At 72.1% G+C, this 18,196-nt stretch carries 19 protein-coding genes; 8 read left to right on the top strand and 11 right to left on the bottom strand.

Going from position 1 to position 18,196, the window contains the following annotated elements; translation table 11 throughout:
- Nucleotides 1-12: 12 nt before the first annotated feature.
- Nucleotides 13-1,182 carry a benzoate/H(+) symporter BenE family transporter gene (locus tag C7S10_RS19865; protein WP_108346287.1) on the bottom strand — a complete coding sequence of 390 codons (1,170 nt, stop codon included), beginning with the start codon at nt 1,180-1,182 and terminating at the stop codon, nt 13-15.
- Nucleotides 1,183-1,262: 80 nt separating this feature from the next.
- Between C7S10_RS19865 and C7S10_RS19860 the strand changes: the two genes are divergently transcribed.
- Nucleotides 1,263-2,279, top strand: coding sequence for an LLM class flavin-dependent oxidoreductase (locus C7S10_RS19860; protein WP_108346285.1), 1,017 nt, complete (start codon nt 1,263-1,265; stop codon nt 2,277-2,279).
- A gap of 1 nt (nt 2,280) precedes the next feature.
- On the opposite strand, the gene C7S10_RS19855 is transcribed toward C7S10_RS19860, so the two are convergent.
- Together C7S10_RS19855 and C7S10_RS19850 are read right to left on the bottom strand one after the other, a co-directional pair.
- Entirely contained in the window at nt 2,281-2,601 is a 321-nt protein-coding gene (locus C7S10_RS19855) for an AzlD domain-containing protein (protein ID WP_207769487.1), read from the bottom strand.
- Nucleotides 2,598-3,284: an AzlC family ABC transporter permease gene (locus tag C7S10_RS19850; RefSeq protein ID WP_108346283.1), complete on the bottom strand. Its 687-nt coding sequence runs from the start codon at nt 3,282-3,284 to the stop codon at nt 2,598-2,600. Before C7S10_RS19850 ends, C7S10_RS19855 begins: the two co-directional genes overlap by 4 nt.
- A 100-nt stretch (nt 3,285-3,384) precedes the next feature.
- Here C7S10_RS19850 and C7S10_RS19845 point away from each other — a divergent pair, with 100 nt between their 5' ends.
- On the top strand, nt 3,385-5,742 hold the full coding sequence (locus tag C7S10_RS19845; RefSeq protein ID WP_108346281.1) for an ATP-binding cassette domain-containing protein: 2,358 nt from the start codon (nt 3,385-3,387) through the stop codon (nt 5,740-5,742).
- Nucleotides 5,739-7,523 (top strand): acyl-CoA dehydrogenase, encoded by a 1,785-nt coding sequence (locus tag C7S10_RS19840; RefSeq protein ID WP_108346279.1) that lies wholly within the window; start codon nt 5,739-5,741, stop codon nt 7,521-7,523. The genes C7S10_RS19845 and C7S10_RS19840 overlap by 4 nt, the downstream gene beginning before the upstream one ends.
- Before the next feature lie 7 nt (nt 7,524-7,530).
- On the opposite strand, the gene C7S10_RS19835 is transcribed toward C7S10_RS19840, so the two are convergent.
- Nucleotides 7,531-8,373, bottom strand: a complete 843-nt coding sequence (locus C7S10_RS19835; RefSeq protein WP_108346277.1) for a DNA-formamidopyrimidine glycosylase family protein — start codon at nt 8,371-8,373, stop codon at nt 7,531-7,533.
- A gap of 61 nt (nt 8,374-8,434) precedes the next feature.
- Here C7S10_RS19835 and C7S10_RS19830 point away from each other — a divergent pair, with 61 nt between their 5' ends.
- Complete coding sequence (locus C7S10_RS19830) at nt 8,435-8,890, top strand: VanZ family protein (protein WP_165807246.1); 456 nt, start codon at nt 8,435-8,437, stop codon at nt 8,888-8,890.
- Here C7S10_RS19830 and helR read toward each other — a convergent pair.
- Nucleotides 8,871-11,024, bottom strand: a complete 2,154-nt coding sequence (gene helR, locus C7S10_RS19825) for an RNA polymerase recycling motor ATPase HelR (RefSeq protein WP_243395492.1) — start codon at nt 11,022-11,024, stop codon at nt 8,871-8,873. The genes C7S10_RS19830 and helR overlap by 20 nt on opposite strands.
- Before the next feature lie 117 nt (nt 11,025-11,141).
- Between helR and C7S10_RS19820 the strand changes: the two genes are divergently transcribed.
- A complete protein-coding gene (locus tag C7S10_RS19820; RefSeq protein ID WP_108346446.1) occupies nt 11,142-11,495 on the top strand; it encodes a DNA polymerase ligase N-terminal domain-containing protein in 354 nt (117 codons plus the stop codon).
- A gap of 72 nt (nt 11,496-11,567) precedes the next feature.
- Nucleotides 11,568-11,777: a hypothetical protein gene (locus C7S10_RS19815; protein WP_108346270.1), complete on the top strand. Its 210-nt coding sequence runs from the start codon at nt 11,568-11,570 to the stop codon at nt 11,775-11,777.
- On the opposite strand, the gene C7S10_RS22065 is transcribed toward C7S10_RS19815, so the two are convergent.
- Nucleotides 11,778-12,422, bottom strand: a complete 645-nt coding sequence (locus tag C7S10_RS22065; RefSeq protein ID WP_133176572.1) for an AMIN-like domain-containing (lipo)protein — start codon at nt 12,420-12,422, stop codon at nt 11,778-11,780.
- 529 nt (nt 12,423-12,951) lie between these two features.
- Nucleotides 12,952-13,707, bottom strand: a complete 756-nt coding sequence (locus C7S10_RS19800) for a class I SAM-dependent methyltransferase (RefSeq protein ID WP_108346264.1) — start codon at nt 13,705-13,707, stop codon at nt 12,952-12,954.
- 56 nt (nt 13,708-13,763) lie between these two features.
- Between C7S10_RS19800 and C7S10_RS19795 the strand changes: the two genes are divergently transcribed.
- Nucleotides 13,764-14,249: an SRPBCC domain-containing protein gene (locus C7S10_RS19795; RefSeq protein ID WP_108346262.1), complete on the top strand. Its 486-nt coding sequence runs from the start codon at nt 13,764-13,766 to the stop codon at nt 14,247-14,249.
- Here C7S10_RS19795 and C7S10_RS19790 read toward each other — a convergent pair.
- Nucleotides 14,238-14,963 (bottom strand): class I SAM-dependent methyltransferase, encoded by a 726-nt coding sequence (locus C7S10_RS19790; protein ID WP_108346260.1) that lies wholly within the window; start codon nt 14,961-14,963, stop codon nt 14,238-14,240. The two genes, C7S10_RS19795 and C7S10_RS19790, sit on opposite strands and share 12 nt — an antisense overlap.
- A gap of 45 nt (nt 14,964-15,008) precedes the next feature.
- On the bottom strand, nt 15,009-15,860 hold the full coding sequence (locus C7S10_RS19785) for an alpha/beta hydrolase (protein WP_243395491.1): 852 nt from the start codon (nt 15,858-15,860) through the stop codon (nt 15,009-15,011).
- Nucleotides 15,861-15,900: 40 nt separating this feature from the next.
- On the opposite strand from C7S10_RS19785, the gene C7S10_RS19780 reads away from it, so the two are divergent.
- Nucleotides 15,901-17,157 carry an MFS transporter gene (locus C7S10_RS19780; RefSeq protein WP_108346258.1) on the top strand — a complete coding sequence of 419 codons (1,257 nt, stop codon included), beginning with the start codon at nt 15,901-15,903 and terminating at the stop codon, nt 17,155-17,157.
- Between the two features lie 25 nt (nt 17,158-17,182).
- On the opposite strand, the gene C7S10_RS19775 is transcribed toward C7S10_RS19780, so the two are convergent.
- Nucleotides 17,183-17,545: a hypothetical protein gene (locus tag C7S10_RS19775; protein ID WP_133176571.1), complete on the bottom strand. Its 363-nt coding sequence runs from the start codon at nt 17,543-17,545 to the stop codon at nt 17,183-17,185.
- Nucleotides 17,542-18,171: an FMN-binding negative transcriptional regulator gene (locus tag C7S10_RS19770; protein ID WP_108346254.1), complete on the bottom strand. Its 630-nt coding sequence runs from the start codon at nt 18,169-18,171 to the stop codon at nt 17,542-17,544. Before C7S10_RS19770 ends, C7S10_RS19775 begins: the two co-directional genes overlap by 4 nt.
- Nucleotides 18,172-18,196: the final 25 nt, after the last annotated feature.

The raw sequence follows: 18,196 nt of genomic DNA, 5'->3' as shown, positions 1-18,196 counted from the left end.
CCATCCAAGCAGTCAGCGGACGCGCAGCCGCAGGGTGATGAGCACCACCCCGCCCGCGACGAGTGCCCAGAAGGCCGGGCTGATCCCGGCGAACGACAGCCCGGACGCCGCGACCAGGAAGGTGATCGCGCCCGCCTCCCGGTGGTCGGTGTCCGAGAGCGCGGCCGACGCGGAGGACGCGAAGGTGCCGATCAGCGCGACACCGGCGACCGAGGCGATGATCCCGTCGGGCGCCGCCGCGCTGATGGTGGTGACGAGCACCGACAGCGGGGCGAGCAGGACGTAGACGACGCCACAGGTCACGCCCGCGACCCAGCGACGGTCGCGATCGTCGCCCGCCTCCGGGCCGGCCGCCAGGGCGGCGGAGATGGCGGCGAGGTTGATGCTGAAGCCGCCCGCGGGCCCGGTCAGCACCGTGCTCGCGCCCGCCCACGTGAGCGCGGAGCGCAGGGGGGCGCGGTAGCCGAACGACTCGAGCACCGCGACGCCCGGGATGTTCTGGCCGGTCATGGTCACGAGGTAGAGGGACAGGCCGAGCGCGATCGTCGTGCGCCAGTCGAAGTCCGGCATCGTCCAGGTCAGGGCCGGGAGCAGCGACCCGTCACCGAGCGGCTCCCCGGCGACGGCGATGACCACTCCGGCCACCAGCAGCGCGCCGGGCACCGCCCAGCGTCGCGCCAGCCGCAGGAGCACCAGCCAGGTGACGAGCACCGGAGCGATGGCGCGCGGGTCGGACGCGAGCGCGCGGAACGGTTCGACGCACAGGGTCAGCAGGACTCCGGCGAGCATCGCGCTGGCGATCGCCTTCGGGATGCGCGCCACCCACTCACCGAGCGGCTTGACCGCGGCCGTGAGGAGGTAGAGGAGACCGGCCACCACGAACGCGCCGACGGCGCCCGCCCAGCCGGCCGCCGGGACCGCGGCACCGGCGAGCAGCGCGGCGCCGGGCGTCGACCACGCGACGGTGACCGGCGTGCGGTGCACCAGCGAGAGCACGATGCAGCCGAGGCCCATCGTCACGCTGACGACCGCCAGGCCCGACGCGGCCTGCGCCTGGTCGGCGCCCACGGCCCGGAGCCCGGTCAGGACGACGGCGAACGACGACGTGAAGCCGACCAGGGCCGTGACGACTCCGGCGGCGACGGCGTGGGAGGTGCTGCTGTCCCGGGGCGCCGCGCTCATGGCTGGAGGTTAGGTGACTCCCGACGTCGCGCCGGCGGCGTCCCGGAATAGCGCACGCGTCCGAGGTTGTTGAAAGTGGCATGAAGAAGATCGGCTTCCTGTCCTTCGGGCACTGGACCCCGTCGCCGCACTCCCAGACGCGGACGGCGGCCGACGCGCTGCACCAGGCCATCGACCTCGCGGTCGCGGCCGAGGAGCTCGGTGCGGACGGCGCCTACTACCGCGTGCACCACTTCGCCCGTCAGCTCGCTTCTCCGTTCCCGCTGCTGGCCGCCGTCGGGGCGCGCACCAGCCGGATCGAGATCGGCACCGGTGTGATCGACATGCGCTACGAGAACCCCCTCTACATGGCGGAGGACGCGGGCGCCGCCGACCTGATCTCCGGAGGACGCCTGCAGCTCGGGATCAGCCGAGGATCACCGGAGCAGGTGATCGAGGGCTACCGCTACTTCGGCCACGAGCCCGAGGACGGCGACCACGCCGCGATGGCGCGCCAGCACACCGCCGTGCTGCTCCGGATGCTGGAGGGGGAGGGGTTCGCCGAGCCCAACCCGCGCCCGATGTTCCCCAACCCGCCCGGGCTGCTGCGCCTCGAGCCGCACTCCGAGGGCCTGCGCGACCGCATCTGGTGGGGCGCGGCGACCCGTGCGACCGCCGAGTGGACCGCCGAGCAGGGGATGAACCTGATGAGCTCGACGCTGCTGACCGAGGACACCGGCGTGCCGTTCCACCAGCTCCAGGCCGAGCAGATCGAGCGCTACCGCGCCGCGTGGAAGGAGGCCGGCCACCTGCGGGAGCCGCGCGTCTCGGTGAGTCGCAGCATCATGCCGCTCGTCTCCGAGACCGACCACGCCTACTTCGGCGCCGAGCGGCGCAGCACCGACCAGGTCGGCATCCTCGAGGGCGGCAGGGCCCGGTTCGGCAAGACGTACGCCGCCGAGCCGGACGTCCTCGTCGAGCAGCTGGCCGGCGACGAGGCGGTCGCGGCCGCCGACACGCTGCTGCTGACGGTGCCCAACCAGCTCGGCGTCGACTACAACGCGAAGCTGGTCGAGAACGTCCTGACCCTGGTTGCTCCCGAGCTCGGCTGGCGCTGACTCACGCGACGGCGCGGATGCCCGCGGTGACGAGCACGGCGACGAGGACGCACAGTACGAGCGGCAGCCGGCGCCACAGCATCACACCGGCGACGGCGACGCCCCCGGTCTGCGCGCCGACCGACCACGAGCCACCCTCGGCGAGCACCGACGTGACGACCAGGGCGCACAGCAGGGTCGGGGCCATCAGCGTCACGACCCGCGTGAAGGTGGCAGGCAGGGTGCGGCCACCGAGGAGCACCGGACCGCAGGCCTTGATCAGCACGGTCAGGACGGCGCAGCCGACGATGACCAGCCACACCTCGGCGTACGACAACGTCATGCCGACCTCCTGACCAGACCGACCAGCGCGACCGCGCTCGCCGCCAGGATCGGCACGCCGGGTGGCGCCACGGGCACCAGCGCGAGGGCGAGCAACCCGCCGCCGACGGCGGCCCACCGCGACGCGGGGTCCCGGAGCTCGCCCAGCAGGAGGGCGAGGAAGAACGTCGGGTAGATCGCGTCCAGCCCGAGCCGGTCAGTGTCCCCGAGGGTGTCGCCGAAGACCGCGCCGACGACGGTGCCGAGGGTCCAGGTGAGGTACTGCGGGGCGGTGTTGCCGAACAGCAGCCACCGGTCGAACGTGCCGTCCCCACGGTTGGCGAGGGCCCACGACGCGTCGATGACGCTCTGCCCCTGGGCGGCGCGCCGGAGCGGGCCGCCGGGGAGCGACGGAGCGATGGCGACGCCCATCGCGAGGAAGCGCGCGTTCATCAGCCCGGCGGCGCTGATGGCGGCGGCGACGCCACCTCCGCCCGCCACGACCGAGAGCATCGCGAACTGCGCCGACCCGGCGAACATGATCGCGGCCGCTGCGATCGTCTGGCCGGCGCTCAACCCGGCCCGGCGGGCGAGGACCCCGAACGACAGGCTAAGCACGAAGCCGACGATCGCGAAGGGTACGGCGAGGCGGGCCCCGCGACGGAAGGACGCCCGCGCTCCCTCGTCGTCCGGATCCGCAGCCACGGCGGCAGTCTAGGAACTCGCGACCGGCCGGGTTCGTTGGCCCCGCGGTCGTCCTCGCGAGAGGATCGCACCCGACCGTCGACCGCACCGAGGGAGCACGATGAGCACGCACGTTGCCGACAGCCATGGCCTGATCCGCGTCCAGGGGGCCCGGGAGAACAACCTCAAGGACGTCAGCGTCGAGATCCCCAAGCGCAGGCTCACCGTGTTCACCGGCGTGTCCGGCTCCGGCAAGAGCTCGCTGGTCTTCGCCACCATCGCCGCAGAGTCGCAGCGGATGATCAACGAGACCTACAGCGCGTTCCTCCAGGGCTTCATGCCGTCGCTGTCCCGCCCGGAGGTCGACTACCTCGAGGGCCTGACCACCGCGATCATCGTCGACCAGGAGCGGATGGGGGCCAACCCTCGCTCCACCGTCGGCACCGCCACCGACGCCAACGCCATGCTGCGCATCCTGTTCAGCCGCCTCGGCGACCCCTACGTCGGCCCGCCGACCGCCTACTCGTTCAACGTCCCGACGCGGAAGGCGAGCGGGATGATGACGACCGAGAAGGGCGGGCGCACCGAGCGCCGGATCGCCAAGCAGGAGGTCTACCTCGGCGGCATGTGCCCGCGCTGCGAGGGCATGGGCAAGGTCAACGACATCGACCTCACGGCGCTCTACGACGAGGAGAAGTCGCTGAGCGGGGGCGCCCTGACGGTGCCGGGCTACTCGATGGACGGGTGGTACGGCCGGCTGTTCGAGGGCATGGGGCTGCCGATGGACAAGCCGATCAAGTCCTTCACCAAGAAGCAGCTCGAGACGATGCTCTGGTCGGAGCCGACCAAGCTGAAGGTCGAGGGCGTCAACCTCACCTTCACCGGGATGATCCCGCAGATCCAGAAGTCGATCCTGTCCAAGGACCCCGAGGCGATGCAGCCGCACATCCGGCGCTTCGTCGACCGGGCGGTGACGTTCCAGACCTGCCCCGACTGCGAGGGCACCCGCCTGACGACCGAAGCGCGGAAGTCGAAGGTCGACGGCAAGTCGATCGCCGACCTGTGCGAGATGCAGATCAGCGACCTTGCCGACTGGGTGCGCAACCTCGACGAGCCGACCGTCGCGCCGCTGCTCAAGGGCCTCCAGCACCTGCTCGACTCGTTCTCCGAGATCGGCCTCGGCTACCTCTCCCTCGACCGCCCCGCCGGCACGCTGTCCGGCGGCGAGGCGCAGCGCACCAAGATGATCCGCCACCTCGGGTCGTCGCTGACCGACGTCACGTACGTCTTCGACGAACCCACGATCGGTCTCCACCCGCACGACATCGAGCGGATGAACAACCTGCTCCTGCAGCTGCGCGACAAGGGCAACACCGTGCTCGTCGTCGAGCACAAGCCCGAGACGATCGCGATCGCCGACCACGTCGTCGACATCGGCCCGGCAGCCGGTGCGGGCGGCGGCGAGATCTGCTTCGAGGGCGACGTCGCTGGCCTGCGGAAGAGCGACACGATCACCGGCAAGCACCTCGACGACCGGGCGTCCCTCAAGGAGTCCGTGCGCGAGGCGAGCGGGCAGATGGAGGTCCGCGGCGCGAGCACGCACAACCTCAAGGACGTCGACGTCGACGTGCCGCTGGGCCTGCTCACCGTCGTCACCGGCGTCGCCGGGTCGGGCAAGAGCTCGCTGATCCACGGCTCGCTCGCGGGTCGCGACGACGTCATCGTCATCGACCAGGGCGCGATCAAGGGCTCGCGGCGCAGCAACCCGGCGACGTACACAGGACTGCTCGAGCCGATCCGCAAGGCCTTCGCCAAGGCCAACGGCGTCAAGCCGGCGCTCTTCAGCTCCAACTCCGAGGGCGCCTGCTCGACCTGCAACGGAGCGGGCGTCATCTTCACCGAGCTCGGCCCGATGGCCACCGTCGAGTCGCCGTGCGAGGAGTGCGAGGGACGCCGCTTCAAGGCCGAGGTGCTCGAGTTCACCCTCGGCGGCAAGGACATCGCCGAGGTGCACGAGATGTCGGTCCTCGACGCCCTCGGGCTGTTCAGCGAGGGCGAGGCGAAGATCCCCGCCGCGATGAAAATCCTCGAGCGGCTCGTCGACGTCGGCCTCGGCTACCTCTCGCTCGGCCAGCCGCTGACCACGCTGTCGGGCGGTGAGCGGCAGCGGCTCAAGCTCGCCACGCAGATGGGGGAGAAGGGCGACGTCTACATCCTCGACGAGCCCACCACCGGCCTGCACCTCGCCGATGTCGCCAACCTGCTCGGCCTGCTCGACCGGCTCGTCGACTCCGGCAAGTCGGTCATCGTGATCGAGCACCACCAGGCCGTGATGGCGCACGCCGACTGGATCATCGACATCGGTCCGGGCGCCGGGCACGACGGCGGCACCGTCGTCTTCGAGGGCACGCCGGCCGACCTGGTGTCGGCGAAGAAGAGGACCCTGACCGGCGAGCACCTCGCGGCGTACGTCGGATGAGCGTGATCCTGTCCCGACGCGACCTGGAGTTCCTGCTCTTCGAGTGGCTCGACACCGAGTCGCTGCTCGAGCGTCCGCGCTTCGCCGAGCACTCCCGCGACACCGTGGACGACGTGCTCCGGCTCGCCGAGCAGATCGCCACCGACCACTTCGCGCCGCACAACCGCAAGGCCGACCTCGAGGAGCCGCGCTTCGACGGCACCACCGTCCATCTCGTGCCGGAGGTGAAGGAGGCCGTGCGCGCCTTCGCCGACGCGGGCTTCATGGCCGCGCCGCTCGGTGAGGAGTTCGGAGGCATGCAGCTGCCGAGCTCGGTGTTCGGGGCCTGCATGGCGTGGTTCCACGCCGCCAACGTCGGCACGTCCGGCTACGCGCTGCTGACCATGGCCAACGCCAACCTGCTCACCGTGCACGCCGCGCCCGAGCTGGTCGAGCGCTTCCTCGAGCCCATGCTGAGCGGGCGCTTCCTCGGCACGATGGCGCTCTCCGAACCCCACGCCGGCTCCAACCTGGCTGACATCACCACGCGCGCCGAGCCGCAGGACGACGGCACGTTCCGGCTCTTCGGCCGCAAGATGTGGATCTCGGCCGGCGACCACGAGCTCAGCGAGAACATCGTCCACCTCGTGCTGGCCCGCACCCCCGGCGCACCCGCGGGCACCAGGGGCATCTCGCTGTTCCTGGTGCCGAAGGTCCTCGTCGAGGACGACGGCTCGGTCGGGGAGCGCAACGACGTCGCCCTGGCCGGCATCAACCACAAGATGGGCTTCCGGGGCACCGTCAACACCGCCCCGGTCTTCGGTGACGGGGCGTTCACGCCCGGTGGTCGTCCCGGCGCGGTCGGCTACCTCGTCGGCACCGAGAACCGCGGCCTCCCGGCCATGTTCACCATGATGAACGAGGCGCGCATCGGCGTCGGCCTCGGCGCGACCGCCCTCGGCTACACCGGCTACCTCAAGTCCCTGGCCTACGCGCGCGAGCGGCTCCAGGGCCGCCCGACGGGGGTCGGTCCCGACGCCCCGCAGGTGCCGCTGGTCGAGCATCCCGACGTGCGCCGGATGCTGCTGGCGCAGAAGTCGTACGTCGAGGGCGCGCTCGCCCTCGTCCTGTACTGCTCGCGCCTGGTCGACGACGCGGCCTCCCTCGACGACCCGGCCGCCGTCGCGGAGGCCGAGCTCCTGCTGGGGGTGCTGACGCCGATCGCCAAGAGCTGGCCCTCGCAGTGGTGCCTGGCGGCCAACGACCTCGCGATCCAGGTGCTCGGCGGTGCCGGCTACACCCGCGACCACGACGTCGAGCAGCACTACCGCGACAACCGCCTGAACCCGATCCACGAGGGGACGCACGGCATCCAGGGCCTCGACCTGCTCGGCCGCAAGGTGCTCCTCGACGGGGGAGCGGGGCTCGGCGCCCTCGCCGCGCGGATCCGCGCGGCGGCGTCGCGGGCCACGGGCACGGAGGCAGGCTCGTACGCCGACCAGCTGGCGTCCGTCCTCGACCGGCTGCTCGAGGTCACCGGCGTGGTCGCGAGCAGCGGTGACCAGCAGCTCATGCTGGCCGACGCCACGACCTACCTCGAGGCGACCGGCCACCTGGTCGTCGCGTGGCTCTGGCTGGAGCAGTGGCTGGCGGCCGAGGGGCACGCGGACGCGTTCCACGACGGCAAGCGCGCCGCGACCCGCTACTTCTTCACGCGCGAGCTGCCGAAGGTCGCCCCGATGCTCGACCTGCTCGCGTCCGGCGACCGCACGACGCTCGACCTCGACCCACGCGTGCTCTGATCGCCAGTCAGCACGTTGCGCGCCGGCGGGCCTCCGGCCCGGGGCCGGGCTGGCACCGGGGGCACCACCAGGTCCGGCGGTTGGCGGGGTCGCCATGCCGCTCGGCGGCCACGCTGATCGGACCGCCGCACCGCAGGCAACCCTGCCGCTGCCGGCCGGTGACCCAGTGGTCGGCACCGCGGGCCGACAAGCCGGTCGTCACCTGATAGGCCTGCGGGACCGTGGCCGAGTGGTGCAGCATCGTCGCGGCCCGCTCGACGAGCCGCGGCACGTCGACGTCACCGATCGGGGTCCACGGGCTGACCCCGGTGAGGAACGCGAGCTCGTTGGCCCACAGGTTGCCGAGCCCGGCCATCAGCCGCTGGTCGAGCAGTGCGGTGACGAGGGGGAGGGACGGGTCCCCACCCAGCCGACGAACCGCCTCGTCCGCGTCCCAGTCGCTCCGCAGCGGATCAGGCCCGAGGTGCCCGACGAGCCGGTGCTCGTCGGCGGTCGCCACCAGCTCGAGGTCGTGCAGCTTGATGCCGTGCGCGGTGCGTCCGTCGTCGAGGGCGAGGAGGAGCCGGACGTCGGGCTGGATGCGCCCGGGGAGCCGCTTCCCGACACCCGTGACGCTCCACGACCCGTCCATCCGGAGGTGGCTGTGCAACGTGGCCGGGGGCTCGTCGCCGTACGCCTCGAAGCGCGTGAGGAGGTGCTTGCCGTGCGTGCCGTGGCCCAGCACGCGGCGCCCGGACACGTCGCGCGTGGCGAGCCTCGGCACCCGGAAGTCGGAGCGGGTGACGACCCGCCCGCGGAGCTGGCGGTCCAGTCGGCGGGCGAGCAGGTAGACGCTGTCTCCCTCGGGCATGCGCCCATCCTGCCCGGCCGGCGATGGGGCCCGCGTTGGGTGCGACCGGGAGACTGTCACGGTGTTCCACCGCCACCCGTTCCTGAGCCTCCTCACCTTCGCCTACCTCGGTTTCGTGGGCTTCGTGACCCTGACGCCCGCCTCCCAGCAGCCCGACTACACCGCCCTGGCCGATCGTGTGCTGGCCCGCCTCGAGCGCTATCCCGACCTCGACCCGCTGACGGCACGGCTCAGCGTCGAGCGGGTGGAGTTCCTGGCCAACGTCGGCCTGTTCGTGCCGGTGGGCGTCTTCCTGCTGCTGCTCTTCGGATCGCGTCTGTGGTGGGTGGCCGTCGCGGCGGGGGTCGCGCTCACCTCGGCGATCGAGACCGCCCAGCAGTCGGTTCCGGGCCGGGTCTCCGACCCGCGTGACGTCGTCGCGAACTCGATCGGCACGGTGGTCGGGGTGGCGGTGGCCCTGCTGCTGACCCTGCCGGGGACGATGCGTCGTCGCCGGCTCAGGGCTGCTCGGAGGTGAGGACGACCAGTCGGTCGGTCGCGCGCGTCATGGCGACGTAACGGTCGACCGCGCCCTCGATGCCGTCGCCGAACGCGTCGGGATCGATGAGGACGACCAGGTCGAACTCGAGCCCCTTGACGTGCTCGGGCGACAGCGACCGCACCCGGTCGGTGGCGGGGAAGGACGGGTCGCCGATGACACAGGCGGTGCCCTCCGCGTGCCCTGCCAACCAGCTCTCGAGGATCGGGTCGAGCTCGTCGAGGCTGCCGTGGTGGACCGGCACGCCGTTGCTGCGGACCGAGATCGGCACGTTGGCGTCGGGGAGGACCGCACGGATGACCGGCTCGGCGGCCGCCATCACCTCCTCGGGCGTGCGGTAGTTGACCGTCAGCGACGACAGATGGACCTGGGGGAGGCCCACCCGCTCGAGCCGCTCCTGCCACGTCTCGGTGAACCCGTGGCGGGCCTGCGCGCGGTCGCCGACGATCGTGAAGCTGCGCGACGGGCAGCGCTGGAGCAGCATCTGCCACTCGGCGTCGGTCAGCTCCTGCGCCTCGTCGACGACGACGTGGGCGAACGGGCCGGCGAGCTGGTCGCGGTCGACCTCCGGCAGGGCACCCTCGTCGACGAGGGCGTCGCGGATGCCGCCCTGCTTGAGCTGGGCGAACAGGCCGTCCTCGTCGTCGAGCTGGAGGATCTCGTCGACGACCCGGTCCATCTGCGCGCGCTCGGCCGCGACCGCGGCCTCGTGGCGTCGGCGACGGCGTGACGTCTCGGGGTCGCCGAGGCGCTGGCGGGCTGCGTCCAGCAGCGGCAGGTCCGCGACGGTCCAGGCGCGGGCGTCACGACGCTGGAGGAGGCGCACCTCGTCGGCGGTCAGCCACGGTGCGCACATCCGCAGGTAGGCCGGGACCTCCCACAGGTCGCCGACGAGGTCGGACGCCTCGATGATCGGCCAGGCCTTGGCGAACGCCGAGGTGAGGTCGGCGTTCTGCGCCAGCGACCGACGGACGAGCTCGGGGGAGACGTCCTCGTCGGCCTCGTGCTTGTCGACGAGGATCGTCACGAGTGCCTCCCAGACCTCGTCCCGCGCCTCGTTGTGCGGCGTCCCCGGTGCGGGCGCCTCGAACGCCTCGGCCCAGTCGTCGGCACCGAGCCACACGTCGGCCCAGTGCGTCTCGACCTCCATGCCCTCGGTGGGCGGTTCCTCGTAGAGCCGCACGGCGGGCTCGATCGCGCCGACCATCGCGGCGGTGGCCTTGAGGCGGGCCACCTCGGGATCCGGCTCGGGCGTCGCCGTACGCCCCTCGGGCTGGAGGTCGAGGAGGGTGCAGGTGCGCACGCCCTCCTCGCCGAGACTGGGCAGGACGTCGCCGACGTAGGTGAGGTACGGCTGGTGCGGGCCGATGAACAACACGCCGCCGCGGCGGTCGCCGAGCCGGGGGTCGGAGTACATCAGGTAGGCGGTGCGGTGTAGGGCGACGACGGTCTTGCCGGTGCCCGGGCCGCCGTCGACCACGAGCGCGCCGCGCGACCCGGCCCGGATGATGGCGTCCTGGTCGGCCTGGATGGTGCCGAGGACGTCCCGCATCTGCGGCGAGCGGCTGCTCCCGAGGGTGGCGATGAAGGCCGACTGGTCGTCGAGGGCCGCGTGCCCCTCGAGGGCGTCGGGAGTGAAGACCTCGTCCCAGTAGTCGGTGATGCGCCCGCGCGTCCAGCGGTAGCGACGGCGGCTCGCGAGCCCCATCGGGTGGGCGTGGGTGGCACCGAAGAACGGCTCGGCCGCGGGCGAGCGCCAGTCGACGAGCAGCCGGGTCCCGCCCCGGTCGGTCAGGCCGAGCCGACCGACGTAGAGGGTCTCGACGTCGGTCCCGACCATCCGGCCCAGGCACAGGTCGAGGGTGTAGCGCCGCAGCGTGCGCAGCCGCGTCGAGAGCCGGTGGATCTCCTCGTCGCGGTCCATGGCCGCCTGGTCGGTGCCGCCGGGCGCCTTGAGCGCCAGGTTGATCCGCTCGGAGAGGTCGGCGATCGACTGCTCGAGGGTCTCCGCGATCCGCGCGAAGTGCAGCTCGTCGTCGCCGACGAGGTGGGCGTCGGCCTTGGCGGCGAGGGTGGGGGGAAGGACGAAAGCACTGGTGGTGCCCGTGGTCACGTGCATCAGCTCCGGGGCGTGTCGGCGGCGTGGAGCGGCGATTCTGGAGCATCACGGGGGCCTTGCCGCAAGCCCCCTCCTCGGCTATACCTTGGAGAGGAGGGCACGGTGATGGGCATGTCGCGAGCTGCCCGGTTCGTCCTCCACGACCACCGCCGCCCGAGTCCGCACTTCGACCTCCGGCTCGAGGAGGACGGCGTCCTGCGCAGCTGGGCCGTGCCGAAGGGCCTGCCCGACTCCTCCGCGCACGACCGGTTGGCCATCGCCGTCGGTGACCACGACCTCGACCACGTCGACTTCGAGGACGAGCACAAGTCCGTCGCCGACACCGGGACCTGGGAGGAGCACGACCGCGACGAGCGCCGCCTGGTGTTCACCCTGCACGGTCGGTCGGGCTCGCGGCGCTACGCACTGATCCACACCGGCGGGACGCAGTGGCTGCTGCACCTCACGAAGGAGCAACCGGGGTGAGCGGCCTTGCCGGACAGGGGGGGGCGTCAACCGAGGTTGACGCGTGACCGTTTCGTCAACTACGGTTGACGCATGAGGACCGCCGTGGACGCCGACGAACCGTCGGGGGAGAGCCCGCTCGAGGAGCTCATGCGCATCGCGAAGGCCCGGCACGAGCTCGCCGCGGCGGAGGCCGTCGCCGTGCGCCGTGCCCGGATCCACGGCTTCAGCTGGGCCGAGATCGGCACGATGCTGGGCGTCACCAAGCAGGCCATGCACAAGAAGTACGGCAAGTTCGCCTGATCAGCCGGAGTAGACGTCGACCACGATGCGCGTGGGCGCCTTCAGCACCATGACCCGGAAGGGCCGCGGACGGTCGCGCACACCGATCCACGACTGGCCGTAGCCCTCGAACCCGCCGGCGATGGCGCGTGCGTCGGCGATCACGGTGCCGGCGAGCGACTCGTCGGAGGCGTTCGCCGGGGCGGGCTGGTCGACCGGGGGGATGCCCACGCGACTGATGTCGACCTGGAGGTAGGCCTCGCCGCGGATGTCGATCCGGTCGCCACTGCCCTCGGCCAGCGGCTCGTCGACGTACCTGACCACGACGACCGGCTTGCCGCGGCCGCGGAACTGCCACACGGCCCGGTCGAAGTCCGGGTGGTGGCCGACCCGGACGGTCCCGACGGCTCCGACATAGCCGCCGGACTTCGGCGGGCCGGGTGGGATGACGTCGTCGAGCGAGAACCCGGACGGCGGGGACGTGGTCGGTGTCGGCGTCTCGGCGGTCGGTGTCGGCTCGGCTGGCGTGCTCGACGGGCTCGACGGGGTGCTCGACGGGCTCGCGCTCGGCTTGGGCGAGCCGATGCTCGCCGGGCTGTCGTCGCTGCAGCCCGCCAGGGCGAGCAGCACGGCCGTGGCGGCGACGGTCGAGCGGGTCAGGTGCACCCTCGCCACGGTAGCCGCGCGCATGTCCGGGTTGCTGACCTCGCCGTACGGCGCGTCGGACGTGTCGAACTCCTGACACCGTTGTCATTCACGCCCGGCGACGCGCTGCCAGGTGACCTCATCACGTCCGACGCGCCGGTCCGGCATGATCGCGCGCATGACCGAGATGTCCTGGGAGCAGAGGCAGGCGGAGATCCAGCGGCGGTTCGAGGCTCGGCTCGACGAGCTGACGAGCTGGTGCAGGGGCACATGAGCGACGAGGACGTCGACCGGTTCGTCGCGGACCACCCGGACTGGGCGCACGTCTGGGAGGTGCACGACCGGATCCAGGACGAGGTCCGAGAGTCGTGATTGCGCCGTTCCGAAGCGCCGATAACTGACATTATGTCAATCAAGGCTGGTGCGGCGTGAGTGGGGCATCGACACCGACCCCGCCCCCACTCCCGTCCGTGACGAGGTCGGCCGACCTGGCACACCGTCGCACCTGGCGCCGGCAGCACCGTCAGACGGGCGTCCCGGCCATCCCCGTTCATCGACGGGGCCGCAACGTGAACATCAGGATGCCGAGGTACCGGTCCAGCACCGCCTGCTTGTGCGGGTAGCGCCGGGCGTTGTCGGCGGTCATCTGCGGCTCGACGGTGGTCTCGATCCACAGACCAGCCGCGCTGAACGTGTTCAGCAGGTCCGACATCGTGTACGGCCGCTTGGTGAGCGTGACCCGGTCGTCCCAGGCGCGGTGCTGGTAGGCGAACGGCTGGGTCGAGAAGTACTCCTGCCCGAGTGACGTGCCGTTCTCCTCGGCCCGTTCGAGCGCGTAGCGGATCGGCTGGGTCCTCGTGAGCAGGATGTAGCCGTCGTCGGTCAACAGCTCGCGGGCGCGCTGCAGCGCCCGGACGCCGTCCGCGGCGTACCCGAAGGACTGCAGGAAAAGGATCCGGTCGAACGTCCGACCGGCGACCCCGGGCACGGCCGTCAGGTCCGACAGGTCGCCCCGGACGAGCTCGACGCCCGCCGGCGGTGCGACGAAGCTGCCGCTGATGTCCACCCCGACCGACGAGACGGCGCCGTCCCGGGCCAGCTCGACGAGCTTCGCACCGTTGCCACAGCCGGCGTCCAGGACGGACAGTCCCGTGACGTCGCCGAGGAGAGCCCGCTCTGCCGGCCACTCGACGAGCCGGTCCAGCGAGTCCTCGCGTGCCCGCGCCTCCTCGAAGCCCGACGACAGCGCCTGCCACGGACCACTCGCGTCGCCGCCAGCGCTCACCGATCCTGCCTCGTCAGCCATGAGCGAATGATGCCGGACCGACGCCTCTCGCGGTCGTCGGACCCATACTGGCGTCCATGCCACTCTCGTCCGTGTCCCTCGACGACACGCTCGTCGTGACCTGGTCGGTCCGGGCACCGGCCGAGTCCGTCTGGTCGGTCCTGACCGACGCGACGCGGCAGTCGCAGTGGCTCGGCGCCGTGCTCGAGTCGGAGCCGCGGCCCGGCGGGACCCTCGTCGTCGACCACGGCGACGGCTACCTCTGTCGCAGCAGCATCATCGAGCTCGAGGCTCCGCGACGCCTGCTGATGACGTGGGAGTTCCCCGACGAGCCGCGTTCCCGGGTCGCCATCACGCTGGACGAGACCGCCGACGAGGTCCTGGTCGAGCTCGTCCACGCCGGGCTGGGCGATCTCGCCGACTCCTACGCCGCTGGCTGGATGACCCACCTGACCTATCTCGAGGCCGCCGTCCACGGCAGCCCCGTCCCGTGGTCGCAGTTCTGGATGCTGCACGCGACCATCACGGCGTTGTACGACGCGCAGTCCCCGTCACTCCCCTGACCTCGTCGGGTCGCCGGCACCAGCCTCGAGGACGAAGAACAGGAAGCACAGGAACGACGTGCGGTCGCCCAGGTCGGGCGGCAGCAGCTCGCGCGGCGTGTCGGGGTCGTACGGCGGTTCGCTGATCACCGCGATCCGGAACCCGGCGCTCGTGAACGCGTCGGTCATCGCGTGCAGCGGCCGGTGCCAGAACGTCAGGGACGCCGTCCGGCCGTCGAAGGTGTAGTCCTCCGTGTAGGGCGAGATCTCGAAGTAGTCGGCCTCCGGATAGACGACCGGGCGGATGACCGGGTGGTTGACCGACAGGATCAGCCGCCCGCCGGGCCTGAGCACGCGCTTCAGCTCGGCCAGCGGGCCGGACCAGTCCTCGAGGTAGTGCAGCACGAGGGACGCCACGACGTCGTCGAACTCCCCCGTGGCGTACGGCAACGGCTCGCTGAGGTCCGCGACCAGCACGCTCGTCTCCGGACCGAGTCGCTTCCGCGCGAGCTCCACCATCGCCGGGCTCGCGTCGAACCCGGCGACCTCGGCGCCGCGCTCTCGGAGGGCGGCCGCGAGCGGTGCCGCCCCGCAGCCGGCGTCCAGGATGCGGCGGCCGGCGACATCCCCGGCGAGGCCCAGGATCGCCGGCAGCGCGTAGTGGGCGTTGAAGAGCCCGGTCTCGTTCTCCTTCGCGTAGCTCTCCGCGAACCCGTCGTAGTGATCGGCCTTCATCGCAGTCCCCCGTCGTCGAGCGTCGTCAGATCGGTCGCGTCGACCCTAGAGGGCCGCGCGGTCGCCCAGCGGCGTACGCCACAGCCAACGGAGCGCGTCGGGCAGCAGGACGCCTGCGTGGTTGGCGTCGTGTCCACCGTCGCCGATGACAAGGCGGACGTCGTGGCCGGCCTCCGCCAGCGCGGCGGCCACGCGCAGGTTCTCGGCGAACCAGTTGTCCCTCGGCTCGTCCCACCCGAGGTCGCGCCGTCCGACCTGCAGGAAGACCCGCAGCGGCGGCCGGGACTCGCCCGCGACGAGCTCCGGGACCGACGTGCCGCTGGCGACCTGCGGGAAGCTCGACGAGAAGCCGAGCACCCGGCCGAACAGGTCGGGACGCAGCCACGCGGCGGTGAACGCGCAGCTGCCGCCGCTGCTGAAGCCGCCGATCCCCCACTGGTCGTGGTCGTCGGTGACCGCCCAGCGCTTCCGCACCTCGGGGATGATCTCGTCGGCGAGCAACCGGGCGTAGCGGTCGTCGAAGGCGTCGTACTCCGCGTTGCGGCTCGACCCGGCCGGCGCCGTGCCCGGCTCGACGAAGACGCTGATCGTCACCGGCACGGCGCCGTCATCGACCAGGTTGTCGAGCACGGTCGCGGCGCGCATCTCGTCGTCCGGGTCGAGGAACCCGTCGCCGTCCTGGAACACCATCAGGGCGGCGGGCCGACGCGGGTCGTACGGCGCGGGCACGTGCACCCAGTAGCGGCGGGTCGTGCCCGGGAAGACCGCACTGTCGGTCCACGTGTGCTCGACGACCGACCCCTCCGGCACGCCCGCGCGGCGCGACGAGTCCGGGCCGTGGAGGTAGCGCACCCCGTCCTGGTCGGGAGGAAGCGGGGCGAACGGCACGGTCGTCACCTCGGCAACGTAACCCACGGCATCTGGCAGGCTCAGCGGGGTGACGAGCGGGACCTACGACGGCGAGCGGTCGGCGCACTTCGTCCGGTTCTGGTGGGGCGAGGCCGTCTCCGGCATGGGCACCGCGATCACCACGCTGGCCCTCCAGACGCTCGTGGTCGTGACCCTGCAGGGCGGGCCGAGCGAGGTCGGCTGGCTCAACACCGCCCGCTGGCTCCCCTACCTGGTGCTCGGGCTGGTCGTCGGGGCGCTGGTCGACCGCGTCCGCCGGCGACCGGTGATGATCGTGACCGACCTCGTCCGGGCCGGGCTGCTGGGCCTGGTCCCGCTGGCGTGGGTGCTCGACGTCCTCTCGCTGCCGATGCTGCTCGGCGTCGTGCTGGCCTTCGGGACGGCCTCGGTCGTCAACGACGCGGCCTCGTTCTCCATCGTCCCCCGCCTCGTCCCGCGCGCCGGCCTGCAGCGGGCGCACGCGCGCCTCGACCAGGCCGCGGCCGTCGCCCAGACCGGCGGGCCCGCCCTCGCGGGCGCACTGATCCGCGTCGTCGGAGCTCCGCTGGCGGTCCTGGTCGACGCTGCGACGTACCTCTTCTCCGCGGCGATGGTCGCCTCGCTCCCCCGCACGTCCGAGCCCGACGCCGCTCCCCGGTCGCAGCGCGGCCTGCGCCAGCTGGGTCGGGAGATCCGCGAGGGCACCCGCTGGGCCTACGGACGGTCCGGGCTGCGTCCGATGGCGCTGTCGACGCACGTGTGGTTCGCCGGGCAGGCGGTGCTCGGCGTGCTGATCGCGCCCTACGCCCTGCTCGAGCTCGACCTCAGCCCGTTCGCGCTCGGGCTCGCCCTCGCGGTCGCCGGGGTCGGTGCGCTGGTCGGGGCGTCGACGAGCTCCTGGGTGGGGCGGCGGCTCGGCAGCGTCGGCGCGATCACCTGCTCCTACGCCGTCTCGACCGGTTCCGTCCTGGTCCTGCTGGCCGCCGGCTGGGTGCCCGCCGGCTGGGCGGCCGCGGTGCTGCTCGCCGCTGGGCAGCTGTGCCACGGCTGGGCGATGGGCAACAGCAACTCGCACGAGATGAGCTATCGCCAGGCCGCCACGCCCGACGAGCTGCAGGCCCGCACCAACACGACGCTGCGCTCGCTCAACCGGGCGGTCGTGGTCGTGGTGTCGCCGGTCGTCGGGGTGCTGGCCGACGCGGTGGGGTACGGCGCCGTGCTGGCCGGCGGTGCCGTCCTGTTCGCCGTGTCGGCGCTGATGGTGGGCACCCTCGTGCCGTCGACGCCCGGCAGCGGGAGCACGTGACGGCCAGGTGACGGCCAGGTGACGGCTAGGAGCTGCAGCGCTCCGGCGAGGACGCGCCCAGGTCGTTGTGGCCGCTGACGCAGAACGAGTCGTGGTCGACGACGCGGACCTCGATCGTCACGCCGGACGAGACCGTGAACGTCTTGTTCTTCCCGACCTCGACGGTCTCGCCGTCGGAGACGCTGACCTCGACGGGGCGCTCCTTGTTGGCGACGAGCTGGGCCTGCATCGTCTGCATGGCCAGCATGTCCTGGTAGAGAGGACGGTCCTCGTCGTGCGAGGAGTCGATCATCCGCGCCAGCGGCAGGCAGGCGAGCAGCAGCACGAACACGCCGATGGTGAGGTAGAGCGGGAGCCGGTCACCGGCGGCGTCGGGGCGGTCGTTCACGGGCGCCATGCTAGGCGCATCGCCGTGACGAGCTCCTCCGGCCCGCCGTCAGCCGCGATGCCGGTCGCCGCGCCCTCGCGATCCGCCGCGGAGCGCTTGCCCGACACCTTGAACTTCCCGACCAGCGAGGTCACCGCGATGCTGATCCCGACGATCTCGTGCAGCTGCTCCTCGACGTACTCCTGCGGCGCCATGCCGACCCGCCACGGCTGCGACCGCCCCGACTCCATCGCGTTGGTCAAGCGCGCCACCGCCGCCCGGGTCCAGGCGCGGTCGTCGTGCACGACGAGCTCGCCGCGGGCGTGGACCACGAGGTAGTTCCACGTCGGCACCACGCGCTGGTGCTCGGCCTTGCTGGGATACCAGGTCGGCGAGACATAGTGGTCGACCGGACCGAAGACGGCGAGAACGGGACCGACCTGCGGCCGCTGCCAGAGCTCGTTGGCCCTCGCCACGTGGCCGATCAGCTCGACGCCCTCGCCCCCCTGCTGCGCCAGCAGAGGCAGCAGGTCGGCGTCGGGGGTCTCCCCGTCGTGCGTGACCAGCGTGGCCAGCGGGTGCCGGGCGATGAAGTCGAGCAGGACGGCCGGGTCGTCGACCGCGTCGTGGGCGGGGCGGTAGGGCATGAGCCGATCATGCCTCCTCCGGGCC

The sequence above is a fragment of the Nocardioides currus genome, assembly GCF_003057875.1.
Lineage (GTDB): Bacteria > Actinomycetota > Actinomycetes > Propionibacteriales > Nocardioidaceae > Nocardioides > Nocardioides currus.
Note: the sequence above shows the minus strand (reverse complement) of the source record. Positions and strands in the feature narration are given on the sequence as shown.